General features: G+C 36.0%; 23 protein-coding genes and 1 tRNA gene. 8 read left to right on the plus strand and 16 right to left on the minus strand.

Annotation, left to right across the window (positions count from 1 at the left end):
* Positions 1–260 precede the first annotated feature (260 nt).
* The 3 genes from OCV67_RS09370 (at position 261) to OCV67_RS09380 (ending at position 6,226) form a co-directional block, all read left to right on the plus strand.
* The gene (locus tag OCV67_RS09370; RefSeq protein ID WP_178085077.1) at positions 261–2,135 is read left to right on the plus strand and encodes a site-specific DNA-methyltransferase; all 1,875 of its coding nucleotides are present in this window, start codon (positions 261–263) and stop codon (positions 2,133–2,135) included.
* Positions 2,135–5,251 (plus strand): type III restriction-modification system endonuclease, encoded by a 3,117-nt coding sequence (locus OCV67_RS09375; protein ID WP_147643726.1) that lies wholly within the window; start codon positions 2,135–2,137, stop codon positions 5,249–5,251. Before OCV67_RS09370 ends, OCV67_RS09375 begins: the two co-directional genes overlap by 1 nt.
* Before the next feature lie 225 nt (positions 5,252–5,476).
* Complete coding sequence (locus tag OCV67_RS09380) at positions 5,477–6,226, plus strand: PP2C family protein-serine/threonine phosphatase (RefSeq protein ID WP_147643727.1); 750 nt, start codon at positions 5,477–5,479, stop codon at positions 6,224–6,226.
* 42 nt (positions 6,227–6,268) lie between these two features.
* Here OCV67_RS09380 and OCV67_RS09385 read toward each other — a convergent pair whose 3' ends face one another.
* Both OCV67_RS09385 and OCV67_RS09390 read right to left on the minus strand, forming a co-directional pair.
* Positions 6,269–7,192, minus strand: coding sequence for a cache domain-containing protein (locus tag OCV67_RS09385; protein WP_147643728.1), 924 nt, complete (start codon positions 7,190–7,192; stop codon positions 6,269–6,271).
* Between the two features lie 39 nt (positions 7,193–7,231).
* The gene (locus OCV67_RS09390) at positions 7,232–7,594 is read right to left on the minus strand and encodes a metal-dependent transcriptional regulator (protein WP_147643729.1); all 363 of its coding nucleotides are present in this window, start codon (positions 7,592–7,594) and stop codon (positions 7,232–7,234) included.
* A 486-nt stretch (positions 7,595–8,080) separates the two neighbouring features.
* Here OCV67_RS09390 and OCV67_RS09395 point away from each other — a divergent pair, with 486 nt between their 5' ends.
* Positions 8,081–9,352: a cation:proton antiporter gene (locus tag OCV67_RS09395; RefSeq protein ID WP_147643730.1), complete on the plus strand. Its 1,272-nt coding sequence runs from the start codon at positions 8,081–8,083 to the stop codon at positions 9,350–9,352.
* Positions 9,353–9,394: 42 nt separating this feature from the next.
* Here the strand turns inward: OCV67_RS09395 and OCV67_RS09400 are convergent, their stop codons facing one another.
* The 13 genes from OCV67_RS09400 to OCV67_RS09460 all read right to left on the minus strand — a co-directional run bounded on the left by OCV67_RS09400 (position 9,395) and on the right by OCV67_RS09460 (position 21,283).
* Positions 9,395–9,601, minus strand: coding sequence for a hypothetical protein (locus OCV67_RS09400; RefSeq protein ID WP_147643731.1), 207 nt, complete (start codon positions 9,599–9,601; stop codon positions 9,395–9,397).
* 149 nt (positions 9,602–9,750) lie between these two features.
* Positions 9,751–9,930 carry a ribbon-helix-helix domain-containing protein gene (locus OCV67_RS09405; protein ID WP_147643732.1) on the minus strand — a complete coding sequence of 60 codons (180 nt, stop codon included), beginning with the start codon at positions 9,928–9,930 and terminating at the stop codon, positions 9,751–9,753.
* 57 nt (positions 9,931–9,987) lie between these two features.
* A complete protein-coding gene (locus tag OCV67_RS09410; protein WP_147643733.1) occupies positions 9,988–10,176 on the minus strand; it encodes a hypothetical protein in 189 nt (62 codons plus the stop codon).
* A gap of 196 nt (positions 10,177–10,372) precedes the next feature.
* The gene (locus OCV67_RS09415) at positions 10,373–10,543 is read right to left on the minus strand and encodes a ribbon-helix-helix domain-containing protein (protein WP_147643734.1); all 171 of its coding nucleotides are present in this window, start codon (positions 10,541–10,543) and stop codon (positions 10,373–10,375) included.
* Positions 10,544–10,622: 79 nt separating this feature from the next.
* Positions 10,623–10,808, minus strand: coding sequence for a CopG family transcriptional regulator (locus OCV67_RS09420; protein WP_147643735.1), 186 nt, complete (start codon positions 10,806–10,808; stop codon positions 10,623–10,625).
* A gap of 91 nt (positions 10,809–10,899) precedes the next feature.
* The gene (locus OCV67_RS09425; RefSeq protein WP_147643736.1) at positions 10,900–11,472 is read right to left on the minus strand and encodes a flavin reductase family protein; all 573 of its coding nucleotides are present in this window, start codon (positions 11,470–11,472) and stop codon (positions 10,900–10,902) included.
* 71 nt (positions 11,473–11,543) lie between these two features.
* Complete coding sequence (gene glgA / locus OCV67_RS09430) at positions 11,544–12,962, minus strand: glycogen synthase GlgA (RefSeq protein WP_147643737.1); 1,419 nt, start codon at positions 12,960–12,962, stop codon at positions 11,544–11,546.
* Positions 12,963–12,986: 24 nt separating this feature from the next.
* Positions 12,987–14,111, minus strand: coding sequence for a glucose-1-phosphate adenylyltransferase subunit GlgD (glgD, locus tag OCV67_RS09435; protein WP_147643738.1), 1,125 nt, complete (start codon positions 14,109–14,111; stop codon positions 12,987–12,989).
* Positions 14,112–14,126: 15 nt separating this feature from the next.
* Positions 14,127–15,329 carry a glucose-1-phosphate adenylyltransferase gene (locus OCV67_RS09440; RefSeq protein WP_178085078.1) on the minus strand — a complete coding sequence of 401 codons (1,203 nt, stop codon included), beginning with the start codon at positions 15,327–15,329 and terminating at the stop codon, positions 14,127–14,129.
* Between the two features lie 54 nt (positions 15,330–15,383).
* Positions 15,384–17,384 carry a 1,4-alpha-glucan branching protein GlgB gene (gene glgB, locus OCV67_RS09445; protein ID WP_147643740.1) on the minus strand — a complete coding sequence of 667 codons (2,001 nt, stop codon included), beginning with the start codon at positions 17,382–17,384 and terminating at the stop codon, positions 15,384–15,386.
* 184 nt (positions 17,385–17,568) lie between these two features.
* Positions 17,569–19,812 carry a SpoIIE family protein phosphatase gene (locus tag OCV67_RS09450; protein ID WP_147643741.1) on the minus strand — a complete coding sequence of 748 codons (2,244 nt, stop codon included), beginning with the start codon at positions 19,810–19,812 and terminating at the stop codon, positions 17,569–17,571.
* A 125-nt stretch (positions 19,813–19,937) separates the two neighbouring features.
* Positions 19,938–20,798, minus strand: coding sequence for a 16S rRNA (adenine(1518)-N(6)/adenine(1519)-N(6))-dimethyltransferase RsmA (rsmA, locus tag OCV67_RS09455; RefSeq protein ID WP_147643742.1), 861 nt, complete (start codon positions 20,796–20,798; stop codon positions 19,938–19,940).
* Positions 20,795–21,283: a hypothetical protein gene (locus tag OCV67_RS09460; protein WP_147643743.1), complete on the minus strand. Its 489-nt coding sequence runs from the start codon at positions 21,281–21,283 to the stop codon at positions 20,795–20,797. The genes rsmA and OCV67_RS09460 overlap by 4 nt, the downstream gene beginning before the upstream one ends.
* Before the next feature lie 91 nt (positions 21,284–21,374).
* Between OCV67_RS09460 and OCV67_RS09465 the strand changes: the two genes are divergently transcribed.
* The 4 genes from OCV67_RS09465 to OCV67_RS09480 all read left to right on the plus strand — a co-directional run bounded on the left by OCV67_RS09465 (position 21,375) and on the right by OCV67_RS09480 (position 24,328).
* Complete coding sequence (locus OCV67_RS09465; protein ID WP_147643744.1) at positions 21,375–21,860, plus strand: deoxycytidylate deaminase; 486 nt, start codon at positions 21,375–21,377, stop codon at positions 21,858–21,860.
* Positions 21,861–21,990: 130 nt separating this feature from the next.
* Positions 21,991–22,066 (plus strand) — tRNA-Pro (locus OCV67_RS09470).
* Positions 22,067–22,283: 217 nt separating this feature from the next.
* Positions 22,284–22,994, plus strand: a complete 711-nt coding sequence (locus tag OCV67_RS09475; protein ID WP_178085079.1) for a LytR/AlgR family response regulator transcription factor — start codon at positions 22,284–22,286, stop codon at positions 22,992–22,994.
* 2 nt (positions 22,995–22,996) lie between these two features.
* Positions 22,997–24,328 (plus strand): sensor histidine kinase, encoded by a 1,332-nt coding sequence (locus tag OCV67_RS09480; protein ID WP_147643746.1) that lies wholly within the window; start codon positions 22,997–22,999, stop codon positions 24,326–24,328.
* A gap of 197 nt (positions 24,329–24,525) precedes the next feature.
* Here OCV67_RS09480 and OCV67_RS09485 read toward each other — a convergent pair.
* Positions 24,526–24,820, minus strand: a 295-nt coding sequence (locus OCV67_RS09485; protein WP_147643747.1) for a DNA adenine methylase, incomplete at its 5' end; no start/stop codon positions are given.

The following is a 24,820-nucleotide window of genomic DNA, read 5'->3' on the forward strand; positions in this document are numbered from 1 at the left end:
ACTATATAATTTAATAATTTTCGTGCTATTCGCTGTCAAAATTTGGGCCAAATTTCAACATGAATGACGTATTTACGCCGTTTAAATCCAGCTTTTCTCAGTTGTTAACCTACTATATATTATTTTCCAAAAAACTATGCTGTTTCCAAAACTAATACCAATTGTTTTATTCTCGGATTCCCTGTTGATTTTCAATACAAATTTTGGTATAATATTAATAATTTGTCAATTTTTGGTAATAACAACAGGAGGAAAACTAAATGCTCAAACTTAAAATGCGTACTTCGAACAAAGCGGACGAAAACTACAAAAAACTTGCTGAAATGTTTCCGAACGCAGTAACCGAAGCCATAGATGAAACAACCGGCAAAGTTGTCCGTGCTATAGATAAAGATGTGCTAATGCAGGAGATTTCATGCAAGGTGATTGACGGAAATGAAGAACGCTACCAATTTACCTGGCCTGACAAGAAAAAATCTGTTCTGCTTGCAAATGCGCCTATAAATAAAACGCTCCGCCCCTGCCGAGAAGAAAGCGTTGATTTTGACGGCACCGAAAACCTTTATATTGAGGGCGATAACCTTGAAGTATTAAAACTGTTGCAAGAAACATACCTCGGCAAGATAAAGATGATTTACATAGACCCGCCTTATAATACAGGCAAAGACACCTTTGTATATGATGACAATTTCATTTCCAGTGGAACTGAATTTTCCGAAGCGAGCGGTCAGCGTGATGAGGATGGAAACTTATTATTTGATATGCACGTTAATAATGAAACTAACGGGCGTTTTCATACCGATTGGTTAAACATGATATATCCACGTTTGCGATTAGCTAAAGATTTGCTAACAGAAGATGGTGTTATATTTATTTCTATAGATGACAACGAAGTTGAAAATCTCAAGAAAATATGCAATGAAATATTTGGAATAGTAAACTTTGAAGGTCATATTCATTGGAGAAGAAGACACAATCAACCTAATGACAAAACAAAAATGATCGGATTAGTCACGGAACATATTTTAGTTTATGCCAAAAATAGCGTTTATCTTAAATCTGTAGGTGTGGGAAAACTTGATATTACTGCGTCATTTACAAATCCAGATAATGACCCTAACGGTCCTTGGGCAAGTAAACCATGGAAAGTTGGCTCAGATCAGTCTGGTAGTCATTACACCATTACTACGCCATCAGGAAAGGCTCTTGAAGGTGATTGGATGGGTGAAGAAAGTACCTACAAACGTTTTCTTACTGAAGGAAGAATTTATTTTCCTAAAAATGGCGATGGTATGCCTCGAAAAAAATACTATCAATTTGAAAGAGAAGAAGAAGGGCAATGCGCAACTAACTGGTGGCCGCATGAACAGTTCGGACATAATCAAGGTGCCAATGATTGCATGACAGAACTTTTCGGTGTCAAAAATATCTTTACGAATCCCAAACCCGTAGAGTTACTTAGAGCAATTTTGAAAGTAGGAAATGTACAGTATGGAGATATTGTTTTGGACTTTTTCCCTGGTTCTTCAACAACTGCGCATGCTGTACTACAGATTAATGCAGAAGACGGCGGAAAGCGTAAATTCATTATGGTACAAATACCGGAAGAAACATCTGAAAAATCCGAAGCGTACAAGGCAGGCTATAAGAATATATGCGAAATCGGCAAAGAGCGTATACGCCGTGCCGCAAAGAAGATTGCAGAAGAAAATCCGAAAGCTAAATTTGACGGCGGTTTCCGGGTTCTCAAACTCGACAGCTCAAATATGAAAGACGTTTACTATAACCCTGAGGATTTTTATTCGTACTTTCTTGACAATCTTGTTGATAATATTAAAGAGGACAGAACTCCTGAAGATCTGCTGTTTCAGGTAATGCTTGATCTGGGAATTCTGCTTTCAAGCAAAATTGAAGAAAGCGTTATCGGAGGTAAAAAGGTGTTCAATGTTGAGAATAATTACCTTATCGCCTGCTTTGATGAGAATGTGACAGAAGATGTTATAACTGAAATCGCAAAACATAAGCCGTACTATTTTGTTATGCGTGACAGCTCTATGGCAAATGACAGTGTTGCAACCAACTTTGAACAGATTTTTGCTTCATACAGTCCTGACACAATAAGGAAGGTGCTGTAATGAAGTTTAATTTTAAGATACAACAATATCAGACAGACGCTGTCGACGCCGTTGTTAATGTCTTTAACGGTCAGAGCTTTCACGATAGAAACAGCTATATTCGTGACTTGGGAAAAATGAATCCTAGCGATTATCAGATGGCCTGGGATTTAACGCAGGAAGAAATCGAACTATACGACCCTGCCAATGACGCCGGTTATAAAAATGAAGAAGTGGAACTGTCTGATGAACAGCTTTTGAGTAACATTCATACCTTGCAGAGTCAGAACAATATTAAGCTCTCTCCGTCTCTTATAAAAAATCTGGGAAGATGCAGTCTCGATATAGAAATGGAAACCGGTACAGGCAAAACTTATGTGTATATCAAAACTATGTTTGAATTGAATAAAAAATACGGTTGGAGCAAATTTATTGTGGTTGTACCGAGTATTGCTATCCGTGAAGGCGTTAAAAAATTTTTTGAGATAACCTCCGATCACTTTATGGAGCATTACGGCAAAAAAGCCCGTTTCTTTATTTACAACAGTTCAAACCTGAATCAACTTGATAATTTTTCTTCAAGCAACGGTATCAGTGTGATGATCATTAACACACAGGCTTTTGCTTCTTCCCTGAAAAAAGACGGAAGAAGTAAAGAAGCCCGTATAATCTACTCTAAGCGTGACGAGTTCGGTTCCCGTCGACCAATAGATGTTATCAAAGCAAACAGACCGATTATCATTCTGGACGAACCGCAGAAAATGGGCGGAGACATAACTCAAAAAGCGCTTAAAAACTTCAATCCTCTTTTCTCGCTTAACTATTCGGCTACCCATGCAAAACAGCATAATCTCATTTATGTTCTGGACGCTTTAGATGCATTTAACAAGAAGTTGGTCAAAAGAATCGAAGTCAAAGGCTTTGAAATAAAAAATCTCAGAGGAACTGACAGCTATTTATACCTTGAGCAAATCGTTCTTTCAAGCAAAAAGCCTCCTATGGCAAAAATTGAACTTGAAATAAAATATAATAAGTCTATTAACCGTGAAACACGTATTCTCGGCGTCGGAGACGACATTTACTTTGTTTCTCGGAAAATGGAACAGTACAAGGGCTATATCGTTTCCGAAATTGATCCTCTGTATGGAACGGTTACATTTACAAACGGCGAAATCATCAAAACCGGCGATATTGTCGGTGACATTTCTGAAAAGGATATGCGCCGCATTCAGATAAGAGAAACAATTATTTCCCATTTTGAAAAAGAAGAAAAGCTTTTTAATATGGGCATTAAATGCCTATCACTGTTCTTTATTGACGAAGTCGCAAAATACCGCCAATATGATCAAGACGGCAACGAGATACTCGGCGAATACGGTCAGATGTTTGAGCAGGAATATATAAACATACTGAATGAATATATCAGACTGTCTGACACACCGTATCAAAAGTATCTGAAATCCAGTTGCAGTGATGTAAGCGCAGTACATAAAGGATATTTTAGTATAGATAAAAAAACAGGCAGAAACATTGACAGCAGACTTAAACGCGGAAGTGAATTTTCAGACGATATTTCTGCATACGACCTTATTCTGAAAAATAAGGAAAGACTGCTTTCCTTTGAAGAACCAACAAGATTTATATTCTCACATTCCGCACTTCGTGAAGGATGGGATAATCCAAATGTATTTCAGATCTGTACGCTAAAGCATTCTGACAGCAACACGGCAAAACGTCAGGAAGTAGGCCGCGGTCTCCGACTCTGCGTCAATCGGAACGGTAACAGAATGGATGTGCAAAGCTGCGGTGAAACAGTACATGACGTCAATATACTTACAGTTGTTGCAAGTGAAAGCTATAAGACTTTTGTAGTTGATCTGCAATCAGATATTAAGACAGTTCTTTATGACAGACCTAATGTTGCTGCCAGTGAATATTTTAAGGGCAAGTATATCAAAGTTGACGATATACCTACGCTTATCGATGAAAACACTGCCAATGCCATTGAATTCTACCTTATCCAAAATGGATATGTAGATATGAAACGCAAAGTAACCGAAAAATACCGTTCTGATGTTGCTATGAAAACAGTTAAAGATCTTCCTGAAGAACTTAAACCTATGACCGAAGGCATTCATACTCTTATTCAGTCTGTGTATGACGACAGCATACTGGAAAGTATGTTTACCAACGGACACGAGCCTAAAGTCAAGAAAAACCCGCTTAATGAAAATTTTTTCAAAAGAGAGTTTCAAGCTCTTTGGAAAGAAATCAATCATAAATATGCATATACTGTAAAGTTTGACAGTGAAGAGCTGATCAGAAAGGCAATCGCATATATTGACCAAAAACTCTTTGTTTCCGAGCTTCAATATACTACTACTGTCGGTCGTCAGAAATCCGAAATGAATGAATATGAAATTGAAGGATTTACTTCATTTACAGGAGAAAAGACAAGAACACAGACATTCAAACACGCACAAACAAGTAAAATAAAATATGATCTTATCGGTAAAGTGGCAGACGGCGCAATACTCACCCGTAAAACAGTTGCCGCCATTTTACAGGGAATAAGAACAGACAAATTTTTTATGTTCAGAAATAATCCTGAAGAATTTATCTCCAAGGTCATCAGACTTATCAATGAACAGAAAGCTACAATGATTGTTGAACATATAACATACGATACTATTGAAGGTGAATATGACAGTTCAATCTTTACTGCTGAGAAGAACACGCAAAGTTTTGACAAGGCTTTCCTTGCCAAAAAGTCCATTCAGGATTATGTGTTTACCGATGGCTCAGCAGATAAGAGTATTGAAAAGAAATTCGCAAAGGACTTGGACTCCGCTGAAGAAGTATGCGTTTATGCAAAACTTCCGAAAACTTTCCGGATCCCGACTCCGGTTGGAAATTATTCCCCCGACTGGGCAATTGCTTTCTATGAAGGCAAGGTTAAACATATATTTTTTATTGCTGAAACTAAAGGTACAATGAAAAGTCTTGAACTCAGACCGATTGAACAGGCAAAGATTTCTTGCGCTAAGAAATTGTTCAATGAAATATCAACAAGCAAGGTCAAGTATCATGATGTTGACAGCTATCAGAGCTTACTCAATATCATGAACTCCATATAAATTTATCCCTGATAAAATTTTGATTCTATATTTCTTTCCTCCCTGCCCCACAAAAAAATATACAATTTAACGAGAACTGCCTGATATTATATAATTATGTCTGTTTTTGTATTTTGTCACCAACTTGTAAAGTATTTTATAGCAATTAGATATTGAAAATTTATACGCAGTATTGTATAATTATTAGGTACTAAATTGGAAACTTTTTCTTTAAGAGAGGTAATAATGTACTACTGCTGTGGAATAACCGATAAAGGAATAATGAAACACAATGAAGACGCCTATATGATAGACGGAAAAGTAATAACGGAAGGCAATATTGATTTTATGGTAAAAGCGCCGTTTATAGCAGCTGTATCAGACGGCGTCTCCGGAGAAAATTACGGAGAAATCGCTTCAAAAAAATGTCTGGAATTTTTAAGTCAGATAGATTTTAATTCTGAAACAGATTTGAAAAAAGCTGTTCTGAATGTTCACCATAATTTATATGATTACGGTATTCAGGATAACAAAACAAAAAATATGCAGGCAACTCTATGCGCTATAGCAATAGATGAAAACGACAATCTTAATACCGTAAACGTAGGCGATTCCAGAATGTACAGATACAGACGTGGAAATATAAAACAGATTTCCAGAGATCAGTCCCTTGTACAGCTTCTTTACGAAGAAGGTACAATTACTGCTGATGAAAAAAAACATCATGTACATAAAAATATAATTTTCCCCGTTATGGGTAATATTTCTGCCGAGCCAAAGCCGGATATAAAAAATTTAAATGAAATAATGAAATATGGCGATCTTATACTTATCTGCTCAGACGGTTTGTCCGATTATGTAAGCTGTACTGAAATGGAGGATATTCTGGATCTTCCGGCAAAGCTTCCAAAACGCCTTGAAAGATTAGTAAAGCTTGCTATTGATAATGGAAGTCAGGATAACATAACAATTATAGCTCTTTGCTGTTATGATTAAATCTGTTAATATAAAAAAACCTGTTTAATTAAAACAGGTTTTTTATATTTTATTATCTTTGTTTGCAGTTTTTAATATTTTATCTCTGATAGTAAGGGTTATTACTGCTGAAGTCACCGGTATCACAAACATAAGCCATTTAACAACAGTATTTCTTCTTTTGTATATTTCATTATATGAGACCATTCCTATAATTATTTTATCATCATGTATAGCATATTTTACCAAAACCTCCTGACCTTCAAATTCAGACGAAAACCAACCATTATCATCTTTAAAATCATCTTCTGTAAAAAGAGATTCTGTTCCGATAAGTCCGGAATTTGTATGACTTAGATATTTTTTACTTTCAGTGTCAATAATTGCCATATGACCGTTTTCAAGAACCGGAATTTCTGTTAAAGTACGGGATACATCTGTCAGGTCAAGAAGTGTTTCAGCATTATCGGGCGTAAATTCAATCTGAATAATACCCGGAGCGTCAAGTCTTGAGCATCCGGTAATTACACTTGTTCTTTCATCCTGAGTATTCAACACTGCTTCGGAAAAAACCTTATTTTCAATTGCAGGGAAAAAATCCTCATAAGCCTTACTGTTTTCACTTGAGGGATTTGTACTGTACTTTATAAAACCGCTGCTGTCAGTAATGCTGATAACGTCTGCTCCGATAGCCATACGGAGTTCTTCAAAGGAAGTATCGTCAGTCATAATGGATTTGTTTTTTGAAAGCATCATTGCCATAACTCTTGATCTTGATTTATAATTTGAATATATCTGCTCTGTTATATTTTTGTATTCATAAATATTATCGTCAAGTTTATCTCCGACTTGATTAATCCGAATATCCAGCAATTCACGAGTCTGGGCACGATCAACAACACCTGTAGAATAAAATGCCAAAAATCCAAAAATCAAACTGCAAATAAGTATGGATATGACAACCGACCTATAAAAAGATTTTTTCATAAAAACGCCTTTCAATTAATCAGAATTACGGCAGACAAGTCATTTTTTAAAGTTCTTAAGCTTTTCATAGCTTTCTTCACTGAGAATATGTTCAATTTTGCACGCATCCTGTTCAGCTGTTTCTTCAGATACGTTTAAAACATCCATAAAGAATCTTTTAATGGTAGTATGACGTTCATAAACAGCCTCTGCATGCTGAAGTCCTATACCGGTAAAGCTGATATAACCGTTGTCGTCTACATTTATAAAACCGTTATTTTTTAAAAGGTTCACTGCACGGCTGATACTTGCCTTTGAATAATTAAGCTCATTTGCAATATCAATTGAACGAACCATGCCTTTCTTCTTCATTAAAAGTAATATTGTTTCAAGATAATCTTCCCTTGATTCTGTTGTATTCATATATCACCATTCCTGCATTAATTTTTTATAAATATTATTGTAGTACGGTACGCATATTTTATATAATTTTCCAAAGATGTCCGCTGTCTTAGAAGCTGAAGTCATCAAATGTGGCTATATTTTTCACTAATACTTAATATTTTTTTTATTATAACATATATAAGAATAATTTTCAATAATTAAATTCAATATTAACAGAAAAATATTTTTATTGCTTTATATGAAACTATTGTTAAAAAAGTAATTTTTTAAAAATTTATTGACTTTTTTATTTAAAGTGATATAATTAATTAGGAATATTTAAAATGAGTTTTGCAAAAGAAATTAATTGGAATCTTGATTAAATTTTGTATAATTTATATACAGGCTTTATTCAGTATTCCTCATGCAAACTCAAAGAAATATTCAAAGGAAATCAACGGCGATTTGCAGACTGTGTATTTCTGTCTGTGAGTCGCTTTTGAGTTGTAAAGAGGAGTGATTTTTATGGAGTATGGTTATCTGCTCTCGCTGGCATTAATTTTGCTCAGCACAAAAATTTTTGGTCTGGTTACCAAAAGAGTCAAGCTTCCTCAGGTTGTGGGAGCGCTTATGGCCGGACTTATTTTAGGTCCGGCTTGCCTTGGAGTCCTGAAAGAAACTGAATTTATAACACAGGTCTCTGAAATCGGCGTTATTGTTTTAATGTTTTGCGCAGGACTGGAAACAGATATAAAAGAACTTAAAAAAACCGGTGCATCGTCATTTATAATAGCGCTGTTGGGTGTTATTGTACCTCTGCTTGGCGGATGGGGTATTGCGTCTATATTCAATAAAGACAGTGTTGACGGACTTGCAAGTCCTATGCTGCAAAATATCTTTATCGGTATTATTCTCACTGCTACATCTGTTAGTATTACAGTTGAAACACTTAAGGAAATGGGACGCCTTTCCTCCAAGTCAGGCAATGCGATACTAGGAGCTGCCGTAATTGATGATATTTTAGGCATTATTGCCCTTACGGTAATCACGTCAAGCGCTGACAAATCGGTAAATATCGGAATGGTTCTTCTGAAAATTCTTTTATTCTTTATTTTTGCAATCGTCGTTGCGATCGCCTTTAACTTTGTGTTTAATAAATGGTCGGGAAGATCAAAGAAGGACTTGAGAAGATATGTAATTATAGGCTTTGTATTCTGTCTGCTGATGTCATTTAGTGCTGAACACTTCTTCGGCGTTGCCGATATCACCGGTGCGTTCGTTGCCGGACTTGCACTTTCAAACGGTCCCAGAGCGACATATCTTTCCAACAGATTCGATACTCTTTCCTACATGCTGCTTTCACCGGTATTCTTCGCAAGCATAGGATTGAAAGTTGTACTTCCGAAAATGAGTGCGTCTATTATCCTGTTTGCCGTTATACTTCTGATAGTCGCAGTAATTACTAAGGTGATCGGTTGCGGACTTGGCGCTAAAATATGTAAATTTTCAAATAAAGACAGTCTGCGCATAGGCGTTGGTATGGTATCTCGAGGAGAAGTTGCCCTCATTGTAGCAAGCAAAGGCGCTGCAGTAGGACTGATGAATGAAAAGTACTTTGCACCTATCGTAATAATGGTCGTTGTTACCACTATTATTACTCCTATTCTTCTGAAATTCGTTTACAAGTCCAAGAAGGGCGACGATAACGAAAGCAAGGGTGAACTTGAAGTCGGTAAATTCACTAAGAGCTCCGCTCTGGAAGAACATGAACAAAACCTTATTAATCAGAAAAGCTGATTTTAATTAGAAAAAGGTACTGCAAAAGCAGTACCCTTTTTGTTATTTTGCAAATTGTATTTCTTCCAATTTATGTAATATATTATTCATAGTTTTATTGTTATAATTCATTATATTTTGTAAAACATAAAATGCATTTGAATAATCCTCAATACTAAAACCTTTTTCATTAACGAATGCAAATAGTATTTCTTCAACTCCCTTTGAAATCACAAGACAATCATCAAATTCGAATAATAAATCTACCATTTTTATAAATTCCTTTCAATTTAAAATTTTTATTGACAACTCCCGAAAGGAATGCTATAATAGATTTAGCGGATTCCTTTTGGATTTTTCCATTAGGGAGCTGTGTTGATAACGGTAACGCTTAACTTGCTATGGTGTGGGCGTTATCGTTATTTTTTAATCCTTTGATATTGTTCTTCAATACCATTTCTTACAACTTCTGAACGATTTGATCCCTGATCTTTGCATACTTCATCAAGCTTTTGCAATGTACCTTTATCAAGCCGAACTCGAAGTGTAAAATCTTTTGGATTATCTGTACGTTTTGTACCCTTTTTCATGGCTGACATTAACTCACCTCACTTCTTGTTGCCACATTTCAATTATATCATGCTGCCACATATTTGTCAATACTTTCTTGAAATTTTATTATCGACCTCTTCTTTAACCAATGCAATACCTTTATGAACTACTTCCGCTTTTGTTATATTAAGACGTTCTGAACATTCTTCCAATGTTTTATATGTTTCCGTTGACAATCTTATTTCAAAGCGTTTATCCCGTTTATCTTGCGTTGGTCTGCCTTTTGGGGACATTATTTCACCTCTTTTCTTTTGTCCGTACCTATATAATAACATATGTACGGACATTTGTCAATGCTATTTTGAAATTTTATTGACAACTCCCGAAAGGAATGCTATAATAGATTTAGCGGATTCCTTTTGGATTTTTCCATTAGGGAGCTGTGTTGATAACGGTAACGCTTAACTTGCTATGGTGTGGGCGTTATCGTTATTTTTTAATCCTTTGATATTGTTCTTCAATACCATTTCTTACAACTTCTGAACGATTTGATCCCTGATCTTTGCATACTTCATCAAGCTTTTGCAATGTACCTTTATCAAGCCGAACTCGAAGTGTAAAATCTTTTGGATTATCTGTAAGTTTTGTACCTTTTTTCATGGCATAAATTTATTCACCTCACATTCTTTGAAGCCACAAACTAATTATACTATGTTGCCACAATCTTGTCAATACCTTTTTAAATATTTTCTTGATTATTTTTTTCTATGACCTTCTTAATACCCTCACGTACAACTTCAGTACGTGTAACATTGTTTTCTTTACAATACTTGATAAGTTTTTCATTGGTTTTAGCATCAATTCTTGCTTTTACTTCAATTTTTAATGGGTTTTCTGATTTAGGTCTGCCCATTTTAGGTGGCATAATTTCACCTCACTTTGTGTGCCACAATAATATTATAATATATGTGGCTCAAGATGTCAATACTATTCTAAAATTTTTATTCTATATTTAATTATTTACGCTTCTTCTTTTTTCTTACAGAAAAACCAAAATCCCCAAGTTTCCTTCCCAAAGCAAAATATTCGCCATGAGCATAAGCGGCAAGTCCGCATTGCTGAAGATTTAATTTTCCCTTACTGTCAATATATTTTTCTTCAATATCAACTCCGACTATTTCGGAAATAAACATATCATGAGTACCAAGCGGCTTTATTTCCCGGACAATACATTCGATGCTTACCGGACATTCTTCAATAATCGGCGAACTGATTTTAACTGCACTGACTGCAGTAATACCGCATTTTTCAAATTTATCTATCTCAGCGCCGCTTTTCACACCGCAGTAATCTGCTGTTTTACACATTGACGAAGTAGTAAGATTAATTGCAAATTCACCTGATTCCTTAATAATATTATAAGAATGCCTTGACGGCCGGACTGAAATATAAGTCATAGGAGGCTTTGTATTAATAATTCCCGTCCAGGCAATTGTAAGTACATTGGGATTTTCCGGCGTGCCGCAGGATACAAGCGCCGGAGGAACAGGTGCAAGCAATGCTCCGCCGTTCCAAAAAACTTTTGACATAGTAATCTCCTTCCCTATTGATAAAATAAATGACGTGAAAACTTCCGCTTACACGTCATTCAAACTGTTTATTATTTATCAGTCAGCTCATGATAAAGCTTAATATAAAGTTCAGCAGAATTTGCCCAACTGAAATCTTCCGCCATATCACGCTTAATGATTCTATTCCAGCCTCTTTTATCCTCATAAGCCGCTTTTGCACGCATACATGCGTCAAACATATCGTGGGCATTATATGTTTTAAATGTGAATCCGTTGCCGTTTTCTCCCCCGCAGTCTCTGACAGTATCGCGAAGTCCGCCGGTTTCCCGTACTATAGGAATAGTACCGTATCTCATAGCGATCATCTGTGCTAATCCGCAAGGCTCGCTCTGTGACGGCATAAGAAACATATCCGCACCGGAATATATTTTTCTTGAAAGCTCCGGAATAAATCCCAATGATACGCTGACCTTGTCCTTATAGCGCCATTCCATTTCCTTAAAGAAATCTTCATAAATTTTTTCACCGCTGCCAAGAATTACAAATTTGAAGCCGGCTTTAATGAGATCCTCAAAAACATACTTTATAAGATCAATACCTTTATGCGATACAAATCGGGTTACGATCCCTATAACTGGTTCGTTTCCCTCCTGCAAACCCAATTCTGCAAGAAGCTTTGCTTTGCAGACTTTTTTTCCTACGGTACTTCTGGCAGAATAATTTTTTTCAATTATCTCGTCAGTTTCCGGATCATATCCGTTAACGTCAATACCGTTTAAAATGCCGCTGAGCTTGTACTGTTTTGTACGCAAAATTCTGTCCATACCGTGAGAATACCACGGATCAAGAATTTCCCATGCATAGCTTGGACTTACAGTAGTTACTTTATCAGCCGTTTCAATAGCGCCTTTCATCATATTTACGCCACCGTCATATTCAAGCAGACTCATATGATACATCGGAAGTCCCATAACTTCATTAAGTACTTCCTTTCCGTAATTACCCTGATACTGAATATTATGGATAGTAAATACATTTTTTATGTTTTCATATCCCTGCTGATATTTATAGAAAACTTCATAATACACGGGTATCATTGCAGCCTGCCAGTCATTAGCGTTAATAATGTCAGGCTTAAAGTCAATATACCTGAGCATTTCCAGAACCGCCCTACTGTAAAATACAAAACGCTCACAGTCGTCAAAAAATCCGTAAATACCGTCTCTTCCAAAATAATACTCATTATCCAAAAAATAATAAGTCACGCCATTGCAAATAGCTGTAAAAATTCCGCAGTACTGTTTTCTCCAAGAAACGTCTACAGTCATATGTGTTATAAAAGTCATAGACGCTCTGAAATGAGGATTAATTCCCTTATACAGCGGAAGAACGATCCTACAGTCATGCCCTTTCTGAGTAACAGCAGCAGGCAGCGATCCGGCAACATCTGCCAGTCCTCCGGAAGCTATATATGGAGTTGCCTCGCTTGCCGCAAACAATATATTCAAAACTTTTTACATCCTTTCAATTCATCAGATTTTAGCATTTTTGCCTATATAAAGCGGATATGACGACGAACCTGTCAGAACTTTGCCGTCGCCGATTTCAACATTTTTATCAGTAATTACTGAACTTATGCTGCATTTATCGCCTACAACTGTATCCTGCATAAGTACACAATCCTTAACAACAGCTTCTTTGCCAACTTTAACGCCTCTGCAAAGTACACAGTTTTCAACCTTACCCTCAATAACGCATCCATCGGCAATTAGAGAATTTTTTATATCTGATTCCAAACCGAATCTAACCGGTCCATTATCTCTGATTTTAGTATAAATCGGCGCTGCCTTAGTAAACAGACTGTTTCTCTTGTCGGTGTCAAGTAATTCCATATTTGCTTCATAATATCCTGACATTGTATCAATATTAGAAAAATATCCTTTATGCTCATATGCCATAAATTTATATTCGTCCTTATACGCCTGAAGAATATCTTTTACAAAGCTGTATTTACTTCTGCTTACAGAATCAACAACTATCTTTTTCAAAAATTCACAGCTTACAACAAACATATTTAGACACACATTGCATTCACCGGTTATCTGAGGATTAAGCATAACGTCATTAATCCTGTTTTCTTCATTAACGCCGATAACTGTTGCAGACTGTTCCTTTGAACTGTCATAAAAGCTTTTTCCTGTTACGACAGTAATATCTGCTTCTGTTTCAATGTGATAATTCAATACGTCTTTAAAATCAATTGTCGTTACCACATCACAGTCAGACATAACCACATATTCAGCGGAAGTATGTTCAACAAAATCCCAAACTCCATTCAGAGCTTCAAGTCTGCCTCTGTAAATACCGCTGTCAACATGGCTGAAAGGCGGCAAAAGATGGAGACCTCCGTTTTTTCTTGAAAGATCCCACTCTCTTCCGGAACCCAGATGATCAAGCAGTGAACCGTAATTAGATTTTGTTATAACGCCAACTTCTGTAATACCCGAGTTTACCATATTAGACAGCGGAAAATCTATAAGACGGTATCTTCCCCCGAAAGGAATTGAACCCATCGTTCTTTTTTTTGTAAGGTCTATTACTGCGTCATCATGCATGCTTGCAAATATCAGACCCAAAACATCATTTGTAGAAATCATATTAAATTGTCCTCCTTACACATTTTTTGATATTATCTGTTTAGGAAGAACTTCTGCTCCCTCTGATATTTCAACATTATGTCCTACAACAGCTATACCCCACTCGTCACGGTTTTCAACTGTCTCCGGACTAAGACCGATTTTTGCATTTTCATGTACAACACAGTCTTCACCGACAATAGCGTATTCAACAACTGCGCCGGATTTTATAACAGTTCCCGGCATAATAATACTGTAATTAACAGTAGCGCCTTCTTCAACTGTTGCACCGGAAAAAATCACAGAAAAATCAACCTTTCCGTTAATAGTGCTTCCCTCGGATATCATTGAATTTTCAACGTCTGCGGTATCTCCTATATACTGAGGCGGCATATTATTATTTCTTGAATAAATTTTCCAGTTGTTGTCATAAAGATCCAAAGGAACGCTTGGACTCAATAAATCCATATTTGCTTCCCATAAGCTGTCAAGTGTGCCTACATCTTTCCAGTAACCGTCAAATGAATAAGCAAAAAGCCTTTCATCATTTCCAAGCATTGAAGGAATAATATCCTTACCAAAATCTTTTGATCCCGTATTGGCATTTTCATTATCGGTAAGATATTTTTTTAGTTTTGACCATGTAAATACATAAATGCCCATTGAAGCAAGCGTAGACTTAGGCTTCTTAGGTTTTTCTTCAAAATCAACAACTCTGAAATCAGGATCGCATGTCATAATACCCAGTCTTGTAGCTTCTTCCATTGAAACTTCCTGAACGGCAATAGTACAATCAGCATTGTTCTTTTTATGAAAATTCACCATTTCTGAATAATCCATTTTATAAATATGATCACCGCCCAGAATAATAACATATTCCGGATCGTATCTTTCTATAAAGCTCATATTCTGATAGATAGCGTTTGCTGTACCTTCATACCATGAAGCTCCGAAAGACGTCTGATACGGCGGTAAAACATGTACTCCTCCGTTTAGTCTGTCAAGATCCCATGGTTGACCGTTGCCGATATAGTCATTAAGCACCAGAGGCTGATACTGAGTCAGTACTCCGACTGTATCTATTCCTGAATTAGTACAATTTGAAAGAGGAAAATCAATAATGCGGTATTTTCCTCCATAAGGCACAGCCGGCTTTGCCATATCCTGAGTCAAAGCATATAATCTGCTTCCCTGACCTCCGGCAAGCAGCATAGCTACACATTCCTTTTTTATATACATTATATCCTCCTGACCATTGCCGCACTGGTTTTACGGCAATTTACTCATATATTATTACTTTTTATTTTTATCAACTTTAGAATCTATACCGACAGCTTTTACTTTATTTGTTTTTTTATTGTCTGATTTTTCAACAGCAGTATTTTTTTTCTTTGGTTTAGGAACAGGTTTAAGATAAATTACAGAAAGCGGCGCCAGATCTATAGAAATACTGTCATCAAATCCATGCATCATATATGCTTTGGACTTCATAGTTTTCGCTGTTATACTACTACCGCCGAATTCAGCAGCGTCCGAATTAAAAAGCAGTTTATATTCGCCCTCATAAGGAACGCCGATTTTATAGTCAAGTCTTTCAACCGGAACAAAATTACATACAACAATAATTTCATCTCCGTTATCGTCAAAACGTCTGAATGCAATAACGCTTTGCTGGTAATCATCGTTTGAGATCCAGCTGAATCCTGACCATGAATCGTCATTCTGCCACAGCGGAGCATTTTGAAGATAAAATTTATTAAGCTTTTCCGAGAATAAATGAATATTTTTATGTCCTTCATCTTCAAGAGCGCCCCAATCAAGCTGAGACTCATAATTCCATTCGCATGTCTGGGCAAATTCCTGACCCATAAACAAAAGCTTTTTACCTGGATGCGCCATCATATATGTCAGGAATGCCTTGTAAGAACTGCATTTCTGTTCATATGAACCAGGCATTTTTTCCAGCATTGAGCATTTTCCGTGTACAACCTCGTCATGAGATATGGGAAGAATATAATTTTCCGAGAAACAGTAAAAAAATGAAAATGTAAGCTTATCATGATTAAACGCCCTGTAAATCGGATCCAATGACATATATTGCAGCATATCGTTCATCCAACCCATGTTCCACTTAAAATTAAATCCAAGACCGCCCATATCGGTAGGTTTTGTAACCAAAGGCCAAGCCGTTGATTCTTCAGCGATCATCAGAACGTCCGGATTCTTCTGAAATACAGCTTCATTAAGATGTTTTAAAAATTCTATAGCTTCAAGATTTTCCTTGCCGCCGTAAATATTAGGGCACCATTCTCCGTCTCTTCTGTCATAGTCCAGATAAAGCATAGAAGCCACAGCATCAACCCTTATACCGTCGAGATGGTATTCTGAAATCCAGTAGTTAGCGCTTGAAATAAGGAACGAGCATACTTCTCCCCTACCGTAATCAAAAACTCTGGTTCCCCATGATTTATGCTCCCGTTTTCTTTCATCCGTGTATTCATAGCAGCAGGTACCGTCAAATTCATAAAGCCCGCTGGCATCTTTAGGAAAATGCGCAGGAACCCAGTCAAGAATAACGCCTATACCGGCTTCATGGAACATATCGATCATACGTTTAAAATCATCAGGAGTTCCGAAACGTGACGTAGGAGCAAAATAACCGGTAACCTGATACCCCCACGAACCGTCAAAAGGAAATTCAGTCAGCGGCATAAGTTCTATGTGAGTGTAGGACATTTTCTGCATATACGGAATAATATTGCGTGCAAAATCAATATATCCGAAATGTTTGCCTTCCTCATTAAGCTTCCACGAACCAAGATGAACCTCATAAATATTAACCGGACTTTTATATATTACTTTTTCTGATTTTTCTTTCATCCAGTTTTTATCGGACCATTCATAACTGCTTTTAAAAATTTTTGATGCAGTTCCCGGTCTTGTTTCAAAATGATTTGCATAAGGATCCGATTTAAGAAGGAATTCACCCTTTTTAGTTTCTATACAATATTTGTAGCTTGAAAATTGTTCTAACGCCGGCAGGAAACATTCCCATACGCCGTCTGAAATCTGCTTCATAGGGGCTGAGGATTTGTTCCAGTCGTTAAAATCCCCGACTACTGAAATGCTTACGGCATTTGGCGCCCATACTCTGAAGCAATGATATTTTTTATTATCTTTTTCAACTTCATGAACGCCGAAAAACTTATATGCCTCACAATTTTTGCCCTGATAAAACAGATATAAAGGAAATTTATAAGTTTCCGGTAATTTGCTGGAATAGTTTTTATTCATTCTAATTCCTCCTTATTACATATATTTTAACATTATTCTGTCAAGTATTCAAGCTTTTTTAGTCAAATTAAATAAACTTCATATATTTTATATAGTTTCAGTTGTATAATTTAGTGCACAATGCCAAAATTCTTGTTTTTTTAAAACACAATATTTATGCAAAAATGCTTATTATTTAACATTTTTAGTTTCCGCTTCTGAGTACTACCCTTGCCGCCGCAACGGTTATATCGTCTTTGGGGATTTCCGAAAACTTTTTCTTAGCTCCCGCACATACGTTTTCAGTCATAGTTTTAAGATCATAAACAGTCTGAAGCTGCTCTTTTATATAAACATACATAGATTCGTCAACGCCGTCTGACAGCATAACAAGAACATCATCTTCGTTAAAATTACATTCACGCTGAGAAATTTTTGAATCAGGTATTATTCCTATAGGATTTGACGGTGAATTAAACATCATAACTGAATCGGAATACTTTATTAAAGTTGAAGCAGCTCCTGATTTATAAAGTGTCAGCTCACAGGTTTCAAGATTGATTTTACCTATGTCCAGTGTTGCAAAGCTTTCTTCATTTGATTTTGCCAGCATAATTGAATTAATCATTTTTACCGCCGCAGAGCATTCGATACCAGACCGCACAAGACGCTTAAACAAATTGGATACTATTCTGGAATCAACTGCCGCCTGACTTCCGCTGCCCATTCCGTCAGAAATAAACACATAAGCGTTTCCAAGACCATCGCAGAAAAATCCGCAGCTATCGCCTGAAGGCTGATTTTCTTCCGCACTGCTCTGAGCCGACGCATACTGGATCTTGTACTTTGTCTGCTGATTAAATCTTAAACGGGTTTCTCCAGAGCATGAAACAGGTTCGGAAAATTCCATAGGCACACGCAATTCGCAGCTTAAAATATCAGAAATTGCCTCAGCGTCTTCCTGTTCAGCATTTTTAGTATATATCTCAATAATAAGTCTTTCATTTTGATTATAATAAGCTATAGCAGTAGAATAATTGACGTCGTATTTATCCAGTGCGGCGCACAGGTCACGGGTCATAGTTTTGCTGTAGCTGAATTTAAGATTTTCAGATATTGAAGAAATAATATCCTCTGTGGTTTCCATTTGTGAAAACAAAAAGCTGCGGTTTTCATTTAATCTTGCAGACATCATTTTATTTACGGCTTCTTCTTTTCTGCATCTTGCAAAGTTATCTATTATTTCACGCTTGCGGCAGCATTCCAGTCCGGAGGGAAAAAATTCGATATCCATATCCTTTTGCTTTTCAATTTTAATAAAGTAAGAATTTGTCTTTTCATAATTTTTTTCCCAGCAATTAAGCTTGTTTCTGCACTTTCCGCATACTCTGGAGCTAACCTCGTTTATTGCGCTGTAAGGAGCAGATTTTCTTTCAAGAGCCTCAATAATTTCCTCTACATTTTTTCTTACATCCAAAAGCGACAGTGCGGCAAAATCCATTTCCGCACGAATTACTTCGCTTCCGCTTCCGTCGGAATCCCCGTCCAGTACAATACCGCCGGACATTACAATTTTTGCCGGAAGAAGCATAAAAATTATTGCGCCCACAACAGCGTCCGCCTGCATACAAAACGAAGCGTCGTTCATACCGGTAAGAAGCTGACCGCAAAAGTCAACCGCAAGAAAAACTGCGGCAATAGTTATGCGGCTGTAATCCGCCGCATAACCTGCGGCAAGTCCGGCAATACCGAGAAATGCCGCAGGTAATCCGAGTTCGGGAGAACTTATAAATATTCCTGCCGTAGTAAGAACTCCGCTTATGACTCCACCTGAATACCTGAATCTTTTTGCCGCTAACAGAACTAATACTATTCCGGCAATCCTTCCCAGATTAATCACGGAAACTGAAATTCCGCATAAGGCTGAAACTGCAATAGTATAAACAACTGCAAAAACAGTAAGATTTTTCTTTTCAAGTCTGAAAACATCTGAAAAAATTACTATATCAACCGCACGTTTTATGAAATATGCCGCCGTTCCTGTCAAAGCTGAAATAAATATATTCAACAATACGTTCATCATATTTCTGTCAACCAACGCACCGAATACAATACCTGAAAAGGCCATACTTACAAAGGTAACTATTGCGCAGAATTTCGGAACATTCTCGTCTTTCATAAGCCATTTGCCTACAAGTATAAGAAGCAGAGAACAAATTATAAATCCGTTTTTTACTGCCGTACCGCTTATAAGATATGTAAGGGCGCTTCCGGCAAAAACCGCAGCCGCATAGCCCGGGGACAATGCTCCTGCAAGTCCGCAGCAGACCGGTGAAGTAACCGAACTCATGGTAGAATACGAAAGCAGTGCTGCTCCGATGAATGCAGCCGCTGTCAGAACCGCTGAGCTTATGTGCTTATTTTTTTCCATAACCATTTCTTTTAACATCTTTTTGCACCTGCCATTTTTATTTACTGTCTGTTACAGCATCTTATATTATTATATACAAGTACAGGTGAATATAATGTCATATGCAAGAGGCATCTTTTGGATTCGCAGATAATAATTTGCGGTTATATACTATTTTTTAGGAGATTTACAAAATCAGTCCAGTTTTCCATTGTCAGCTGTTCACATCTGGAGTTTTTTTCCAATCCACATTGTTCCAGCAGTCCGTAAATTTTATCTTTGGAAATCTCCATGGAAGAAGAAAGAGAGTTTGCCAGGGTTTTACGTCTTTGTGCAAACGCTCCTTTGATCACTTTAAAATAAAGAGCTTTATCCTGTATTTTATCTCTGTATTTACTGTCCGGTCTTATTTGTATTACAGCAGAATCAACATTAGGCGCAGGCATAAAACTTCCTCTTGAAACATGAAACAAAAGCTTAGCAGAACCGTAATAATTTACTGCCGCAGTTATTGCTCCGGATTCCCTTGTACCCATTTTTGCGCACAGTCTCTGAGCTGCCTCCTTTTGAACCATAACAGTTATTGCTTCAACAGGAATCTCGCTTTCAAGAAGCATCATAATTACCGGTGACGTTATATAATAAGGAAGATTTGCGCAAACCGCAGTCTTCATACCTTGAAATTCACTTTTAATCAGAGCACTTAAGTCAGTTTTCATAATATCAGCATTTATTACTTTAAAATTATCAAACTCCCCCATTGTTTCATCAAGAACAGGAATAAGTCTTGAATCAATTTCAATTGCCACAACCTTGTCTGCACCCTTTGCAAGCTCGGCTGACAATGTACCGAAGCCTGTCCCTATCTCAATTATACCATACCCCTTTTGCGCAAAACCGTATTCCGCCATTTTGGGACATACAGACGGATTAATTAAAAAATTCTGTCCCAGTCCTTTTGAAAATGTAAATCCGTATTTTTCAAGAAGTCCTTTTATAACATTAATATTTGTAAGATTTTTCATATTTCCACTCCGTATTTCCTTATCGTCTTACTGATAAAATTATATGCTGTACTGCTGCCTGTTATATAATTATAGCGTGAATTTATTATGTAATAATCAGTGTAAACACAGTCGCAGTCTTCGCTTTTATGTACCGATAAATAATTTCCTGAAATTGTAATGTCATAAGAATGCGTATATATTCTTACATACTTTTCCCGTAAGGCAGTAAAATAAGATTCCGTTTCTTCAATCAGTTCCAAAGAATTCAGATAATCCGAAAGCTCATTAGCCGCCTCTTTGTCATCTATACGGAATTCTTCATAGCAGTCATTCCATGTGGGCTTTCCAATATACATAATACTTTTAATCTTTAAACTTTCCAGACTTACTATATTTTTATCATATCTTTCTATTTGCCGTCTTATAACAAAAACTGAATTTATTATTAATATAATACTATATAATACACAGAATATTTTAAGCTTCTTATGACTTTTAAACATTGAAACAATACTCCTTACAAAAAAATTTGCTCACCTCTTGCATAATCGGTAAAAATACTATATAATAAAATAAAAATGTCTGGAGAATTTTATGAAAAGACGTGACAAAATAAACTATTATCTTGATATTGCCGAAACAGTCCTGGAAAGAAGTACATGCATCAGAAGAAACTTCGGCGCTATAATCGTTAAAAATGACGAAATTATTTCAACCGGATATAACGGTGCTCCCAGAGGAAGAATCAACTGTTCCGATTCGGGAAACTGTTTCCGCGATTCCATGAACATTCCAAAAGGTCAGAGATACGAACTGTGCCGTGCAGTACACGCTGAACAAAACGCTATTATTTCAGCCTCAAGAGCAGATCTTATGGGTTCAGACATTTACCTTGCCTGTCATGATGCCAAAACTGGTAAAATTGACGGGGCAATAGAACCATGCCTTATGTGCAAAAGATTTATTATAAACGCAGGTATTGAAAGAGTAATTGTCAGAAATACCAAAGACAGCTACACTATATTTAATGTTGCAGATTGGCTGGACAATGATGAAAGCGTTTTATCAAATGGATACTGATTATATTATTATATCATTTTTTTGATAAAACGTCAAAATATTTTTATATGTTTTTCAATTTTTTCTATTGACAAAATAAATCCAATATGATATAATCTTATAAATGGTAAACTGCTTGTTTACCTTATGTCTGGGTGTGGCGCAGATGGTAGCGCGCTACCTTGGGGTGGTAGAGGCCGTGGGTTCAAGTCCCGTCACTCAGACCATTTCAAATCCCCGTATTTACGCCGTTTACAAGGAATTGTAAGCGGCGTTGTTTTTGCTTTTTAGCTAAGTTAGGGCACTATGAGGGCACTAACATCATTAAAAAATAATGGATATTTCGCTATAAAATTAGCAATTATTCAAAATTTAGATACCACAAAATACCAGTGGACTTACTTCTTCCCTCCTGCTATAATAGACATAAAGGAGGGATTTTTTTTGAATATTGCTATATGTGACGACGAGCCTGTTTTTGTAGATTATTTTTCGAAAATCGTAAACGGATACTTTGAGGAAAATGGTTTAAGCTGCTCCATTTTTAAATTTTATGACGCAAAAAATCTTGTCAGTGAATGTTGTTCGCTAGACAATAAAATTGATGTTGCAGTACTAGACATAGAAATGCCAGATTACAACGGCATAGACGCTGCAAAGGACATTAGAAAATTCAACAATGATATGACTTTAATGTTTCTTTCCAGCAACAATAGTCACGGGGATTCTGCATGTGATTTGAAAATATATAAATACATATATAAGATTGCAGGGAAAGAAAAAATATATGCCGCATTTGACGCACTAATTGCCGAACAAAAATACAATGAACTTAGTTATGAAATTCACAACGATGGCAAAATATTAAATGTTTTAGTCAAAGATATCATGTATATACAGATACAAAAGCACTATGCATATTATTATTTAGAAGATAAAGTATTGCGCGAACGAAATACAATGGCGGCTTTAACTGACAACTTTAAATTAAGCAGATTTATACAAATAATGAGAAATACAATTGTTAATTTTGGATACATAGACACCATTAAAGATAAAGTCATTTTGAAAAATGGAGAAAAATTAAATTACAGTGACAGAAAATATCATGACATATTAAATAAATATTTATATCTTAGGAGGAATCAAATATAAATATGTGGAGCTTGATTGAAAATGCTGCATCTTTAGTAGAGTGCATTATAATCACCGGCTTTACAACTTTGGTATTGGGTTATAAAAACCCTAGACATAAATATTTACAATATATAATTTATACATTGGCAGTGTTTATTGACTGTATCTTTCTTGTTAATTATTTGCCGCCCAAAATCGCAGAAACATTCCCCGGCATACTGCAAATACTTATTAGTTTTATATACGCATTGCTGTTTTTGCAAGGAACGGTGTTTCTGAAATGCTATATATCGTTCATCAGCAATTATATGATTTTTTTAATTAATATTCCTGTTATGCTTATATTCAGCGGCATTTTAAATAGTTCGGTACACACAACTATTTATATGCAAGGATTCATCAGAATTGTTATTTTAGTATTGACTAAAGTATTATATTTTCTATTAACTTTTGCATTTTATAAATGGTACAAACGCAATTTAAAACACGCTGATTTCAGGCTAAATAACTTTGAGTGGTTCTCCATGCTATTGCTTAGCGCAATCTCATTTGCAATCGGACTGTATATTTTCCAGACAAACATAAATCAATTTAAACCTATTGTTATCACCGTAAGCTCTTTAACAGCGCTTACTATAAATGCATTAGTTTTACACTGTTTGTTGCGTTCCGCACAAAACAGATATAAAGCGGAAGAAATAAAATTTTACCAACTTGAAAATCAGGCTATGAAAACAAATTTAGATAACTATATAAAACAAGAAGCAGAGATCAGTAAAATAAAACATGATATGGAAAATGTAGCACTAACTACCACAACACTTTTGCAGGAACATGATTATGCAAAGTTAGAAAAACATTTTTCACAAATTATCAATGATTTACAAGTAACAGATATTTTACATACCGATATTAAAAATGTATATTTAAATGCTATCATACAACAAAAATACACTAAATGCAAAAGTAGAATAAAAAATGTTAATTTTACGTGTACGGCTGATGAAACGTTCCGTAAAAATGAGGAAATAGCAAACATAGACATAATTGATTTATGTACTATTATAGCCAATCTGTTAGATAATGCAATTGAAGCGTATACCGAATGCAATGATTATGATATAATAATTAATTTAGACTACATCAATAACTCTTATAGAATAGAAATAGCCAATACAATAAAAGAATCCGTTCTTTCTAGAAATAAAACCCTTAAGACAAGCAAATCTGATACTAAAAATCATGGTATAGGTATTAAAAGCGTAAAAAGCAGAGCAGAAAAATACAACGGCAAAACTGAATTTACTGAGGAGAATGGGCAATTTGTCGCTCGTGTATGGTTGATGGCGTAATTTTAGGGTAACATTTCAAATGTGACCCTTACTTCTATTGCATATCCGACAGAAAGTTACTGAGTCCAAATCTGGGCTGAGTGAAAAATAAAAACCCGTCAGGAAATTCCCGACGGGCTTAGCTTTGTATTGTTTCTGCGGTATAATTATTTCAGCAAATTAATTATACCACACTTTTTTTGAATTATCAATATACATCAATAATTTGTTATGATAAGTTCCTTATATGTACCGCTAGAAAGATTATTCTGTCTTTCAACAGCCGTAATATTGTAGTCCTTGTACAATTCACGTATATATTCATCGTCATTGTAAGAGAGAATAAAACGTCCTTTAATATTGCTTAAAGAGTTCTTTAAGCGTTCGTGATCACTATCGGAAAATGGCACATCATAGTATTTTTGGGCGGTGCGATACGGCGGATCGCAATAAAAAAGTGCATTCGGACGGTCATAAACCTTTATCAATTTTTCAAAATCTTCATTTTCAATA

It is taken from the genome of Porcipelethomonas ammoniilytica (genome assembly GCF_025567485.1).
In the GTDB taxonomy this organism is placed as follows: Bacteria; Bacillota; Clostridia; order Oscillospirales; family Ruminococcaceae; genus Porcipelethomonas; species Porcipelethomonas ammoniilytica.

Coding starts and splice junctions, on each gene's coding strand:
- OCV67_RS09405 (WP_147643732.1), bottom strand. CDS start 9,930: ATGTCAGCCATGAAAAAGGGTACAAAACGTACAGATAATCCAAAAGAT.
- OCV67_RS09400 (WP_147643731.1), bottom strand. CDS start 9,601: ATGGTAGATTTATTATTCGAATTTGATGATTGTCTTGTGATTTCAAAG.
- OCV67_RS09380 (WP_147643727.1), top strand. CDS start 5,477: ATGTACTACTGCTGTGGAATAACCGATAAAGGAATAATGAAACACAAT.
- OCV67_RS09450 (WP_147643741.1), bottom strand. CDS start 19,812: ATGTTAAAAGAAATGGTTATGGAAAAAAATAAGCACATAAGCTCAGCG.
- glgD (WP_147643738.1), bottom strand. CDS start 14,111: ATGATTTCTACAAATGATGTTTTGGGTCTGATATTTGCAAGCATGCAT.
- OCV67_RS09480 (WP_147643746.1), top strand. CDS start 22,997: ATGTGGAGCTTGATTGAAAATGCTGCATCTTTAGTAGAGTGCATTATA.
- OCV67_RS09460 (WP_147643743.1), bottom strand. CDS start 21,283: ATGTTTAAAAGTCATAAGAAGCTTAAAATATTCTGTGTATTATATAGT.
- OCV67_RS09465 (WP_147643744.1), top strand. CDS start 21,375: ATGAAAAGACGTGACAAAATAAACTATTATCTTGATATTGCCGAAACA.
- OCV67_RS09410 (WP_147643733.1), bottom strand. CDS start 10,176: ATGTCCCCAAAAGGCAGACCAACGCAAGATAAACGGGATAAACGCTTT.
- OCV67_RS09440 (WP_178085078.1), bottom strand. CDS start 15,329: ATGTATATAAAAAAGGAATGTGTAGCTATGCTGCTTGCCGGAGGTCAG.
- OCV67_RS09425 (WP_147643736.1), bottom strand. CDS start 11,472: ATGTCAAAAGTTTTTTGGAACGGCGGAGCATTGCTTGCACCTGTTCCT.
- OCV67_RS09385 (WP_147643728.1), bottom strand. CDS start 7,192: ATGAAAAAATCTTTTTATAGGTCGGTTGTCATATCCATACTTATTTGC.
- OCV67_RS09375 (WP_147643726.1), top strand. CDS start 2,135: ATGAAGTTTAATTTTAAGATACAACAATATCAGACAGACGCTGTCGAC.
- OCV67_RS09415 (WP_147643734.1), bottom strand. CDS start 10,543: ATGAAAAAAGGTACAAAACTTACAGATAATCCAAAAGATTTTACACTT.
- OCV67_RS09395 (WP_147643730.1), top strand. CDS start 8,081: ATGGAGTATGGTTATCTGCTCTCGCTGGCATTAATTTTGCTCAGCACA.
- OCV67_RS09390 (WP_147643729.1), bottom strand. CDS start 7,594: ATGAATACAACAGAATCAAGGGAAGATTATCTTGAAACAATATTACTT.
- OCV67_RS09370 (WP_178085077.1), top strand. CDS start 261: ATGCTCAAACTTAAAATGCGTACTTCGAACAAAGCGGACGAAAACTAC.
- rsmA (WP_147643742.1), bottom strand. CDS start 20,798: ATGAAAAATCTTACAAATATTAATGTTATAAAAGGACTTCTTGAAAAA.
- OCV67_RS09420 (WP_147643735.1), bottom strand. CDS start 10,808: ATGCCACCTAAAATGGGCAGACCTAAATCAGAAAACCCATTAAAAATT.
- glgB (WP_147643740.1), bottom strand. CDS start 17,384: ATGAATAAAAACTATTCCAGCAAATTACCGGAAACTTATAAATTTCCT.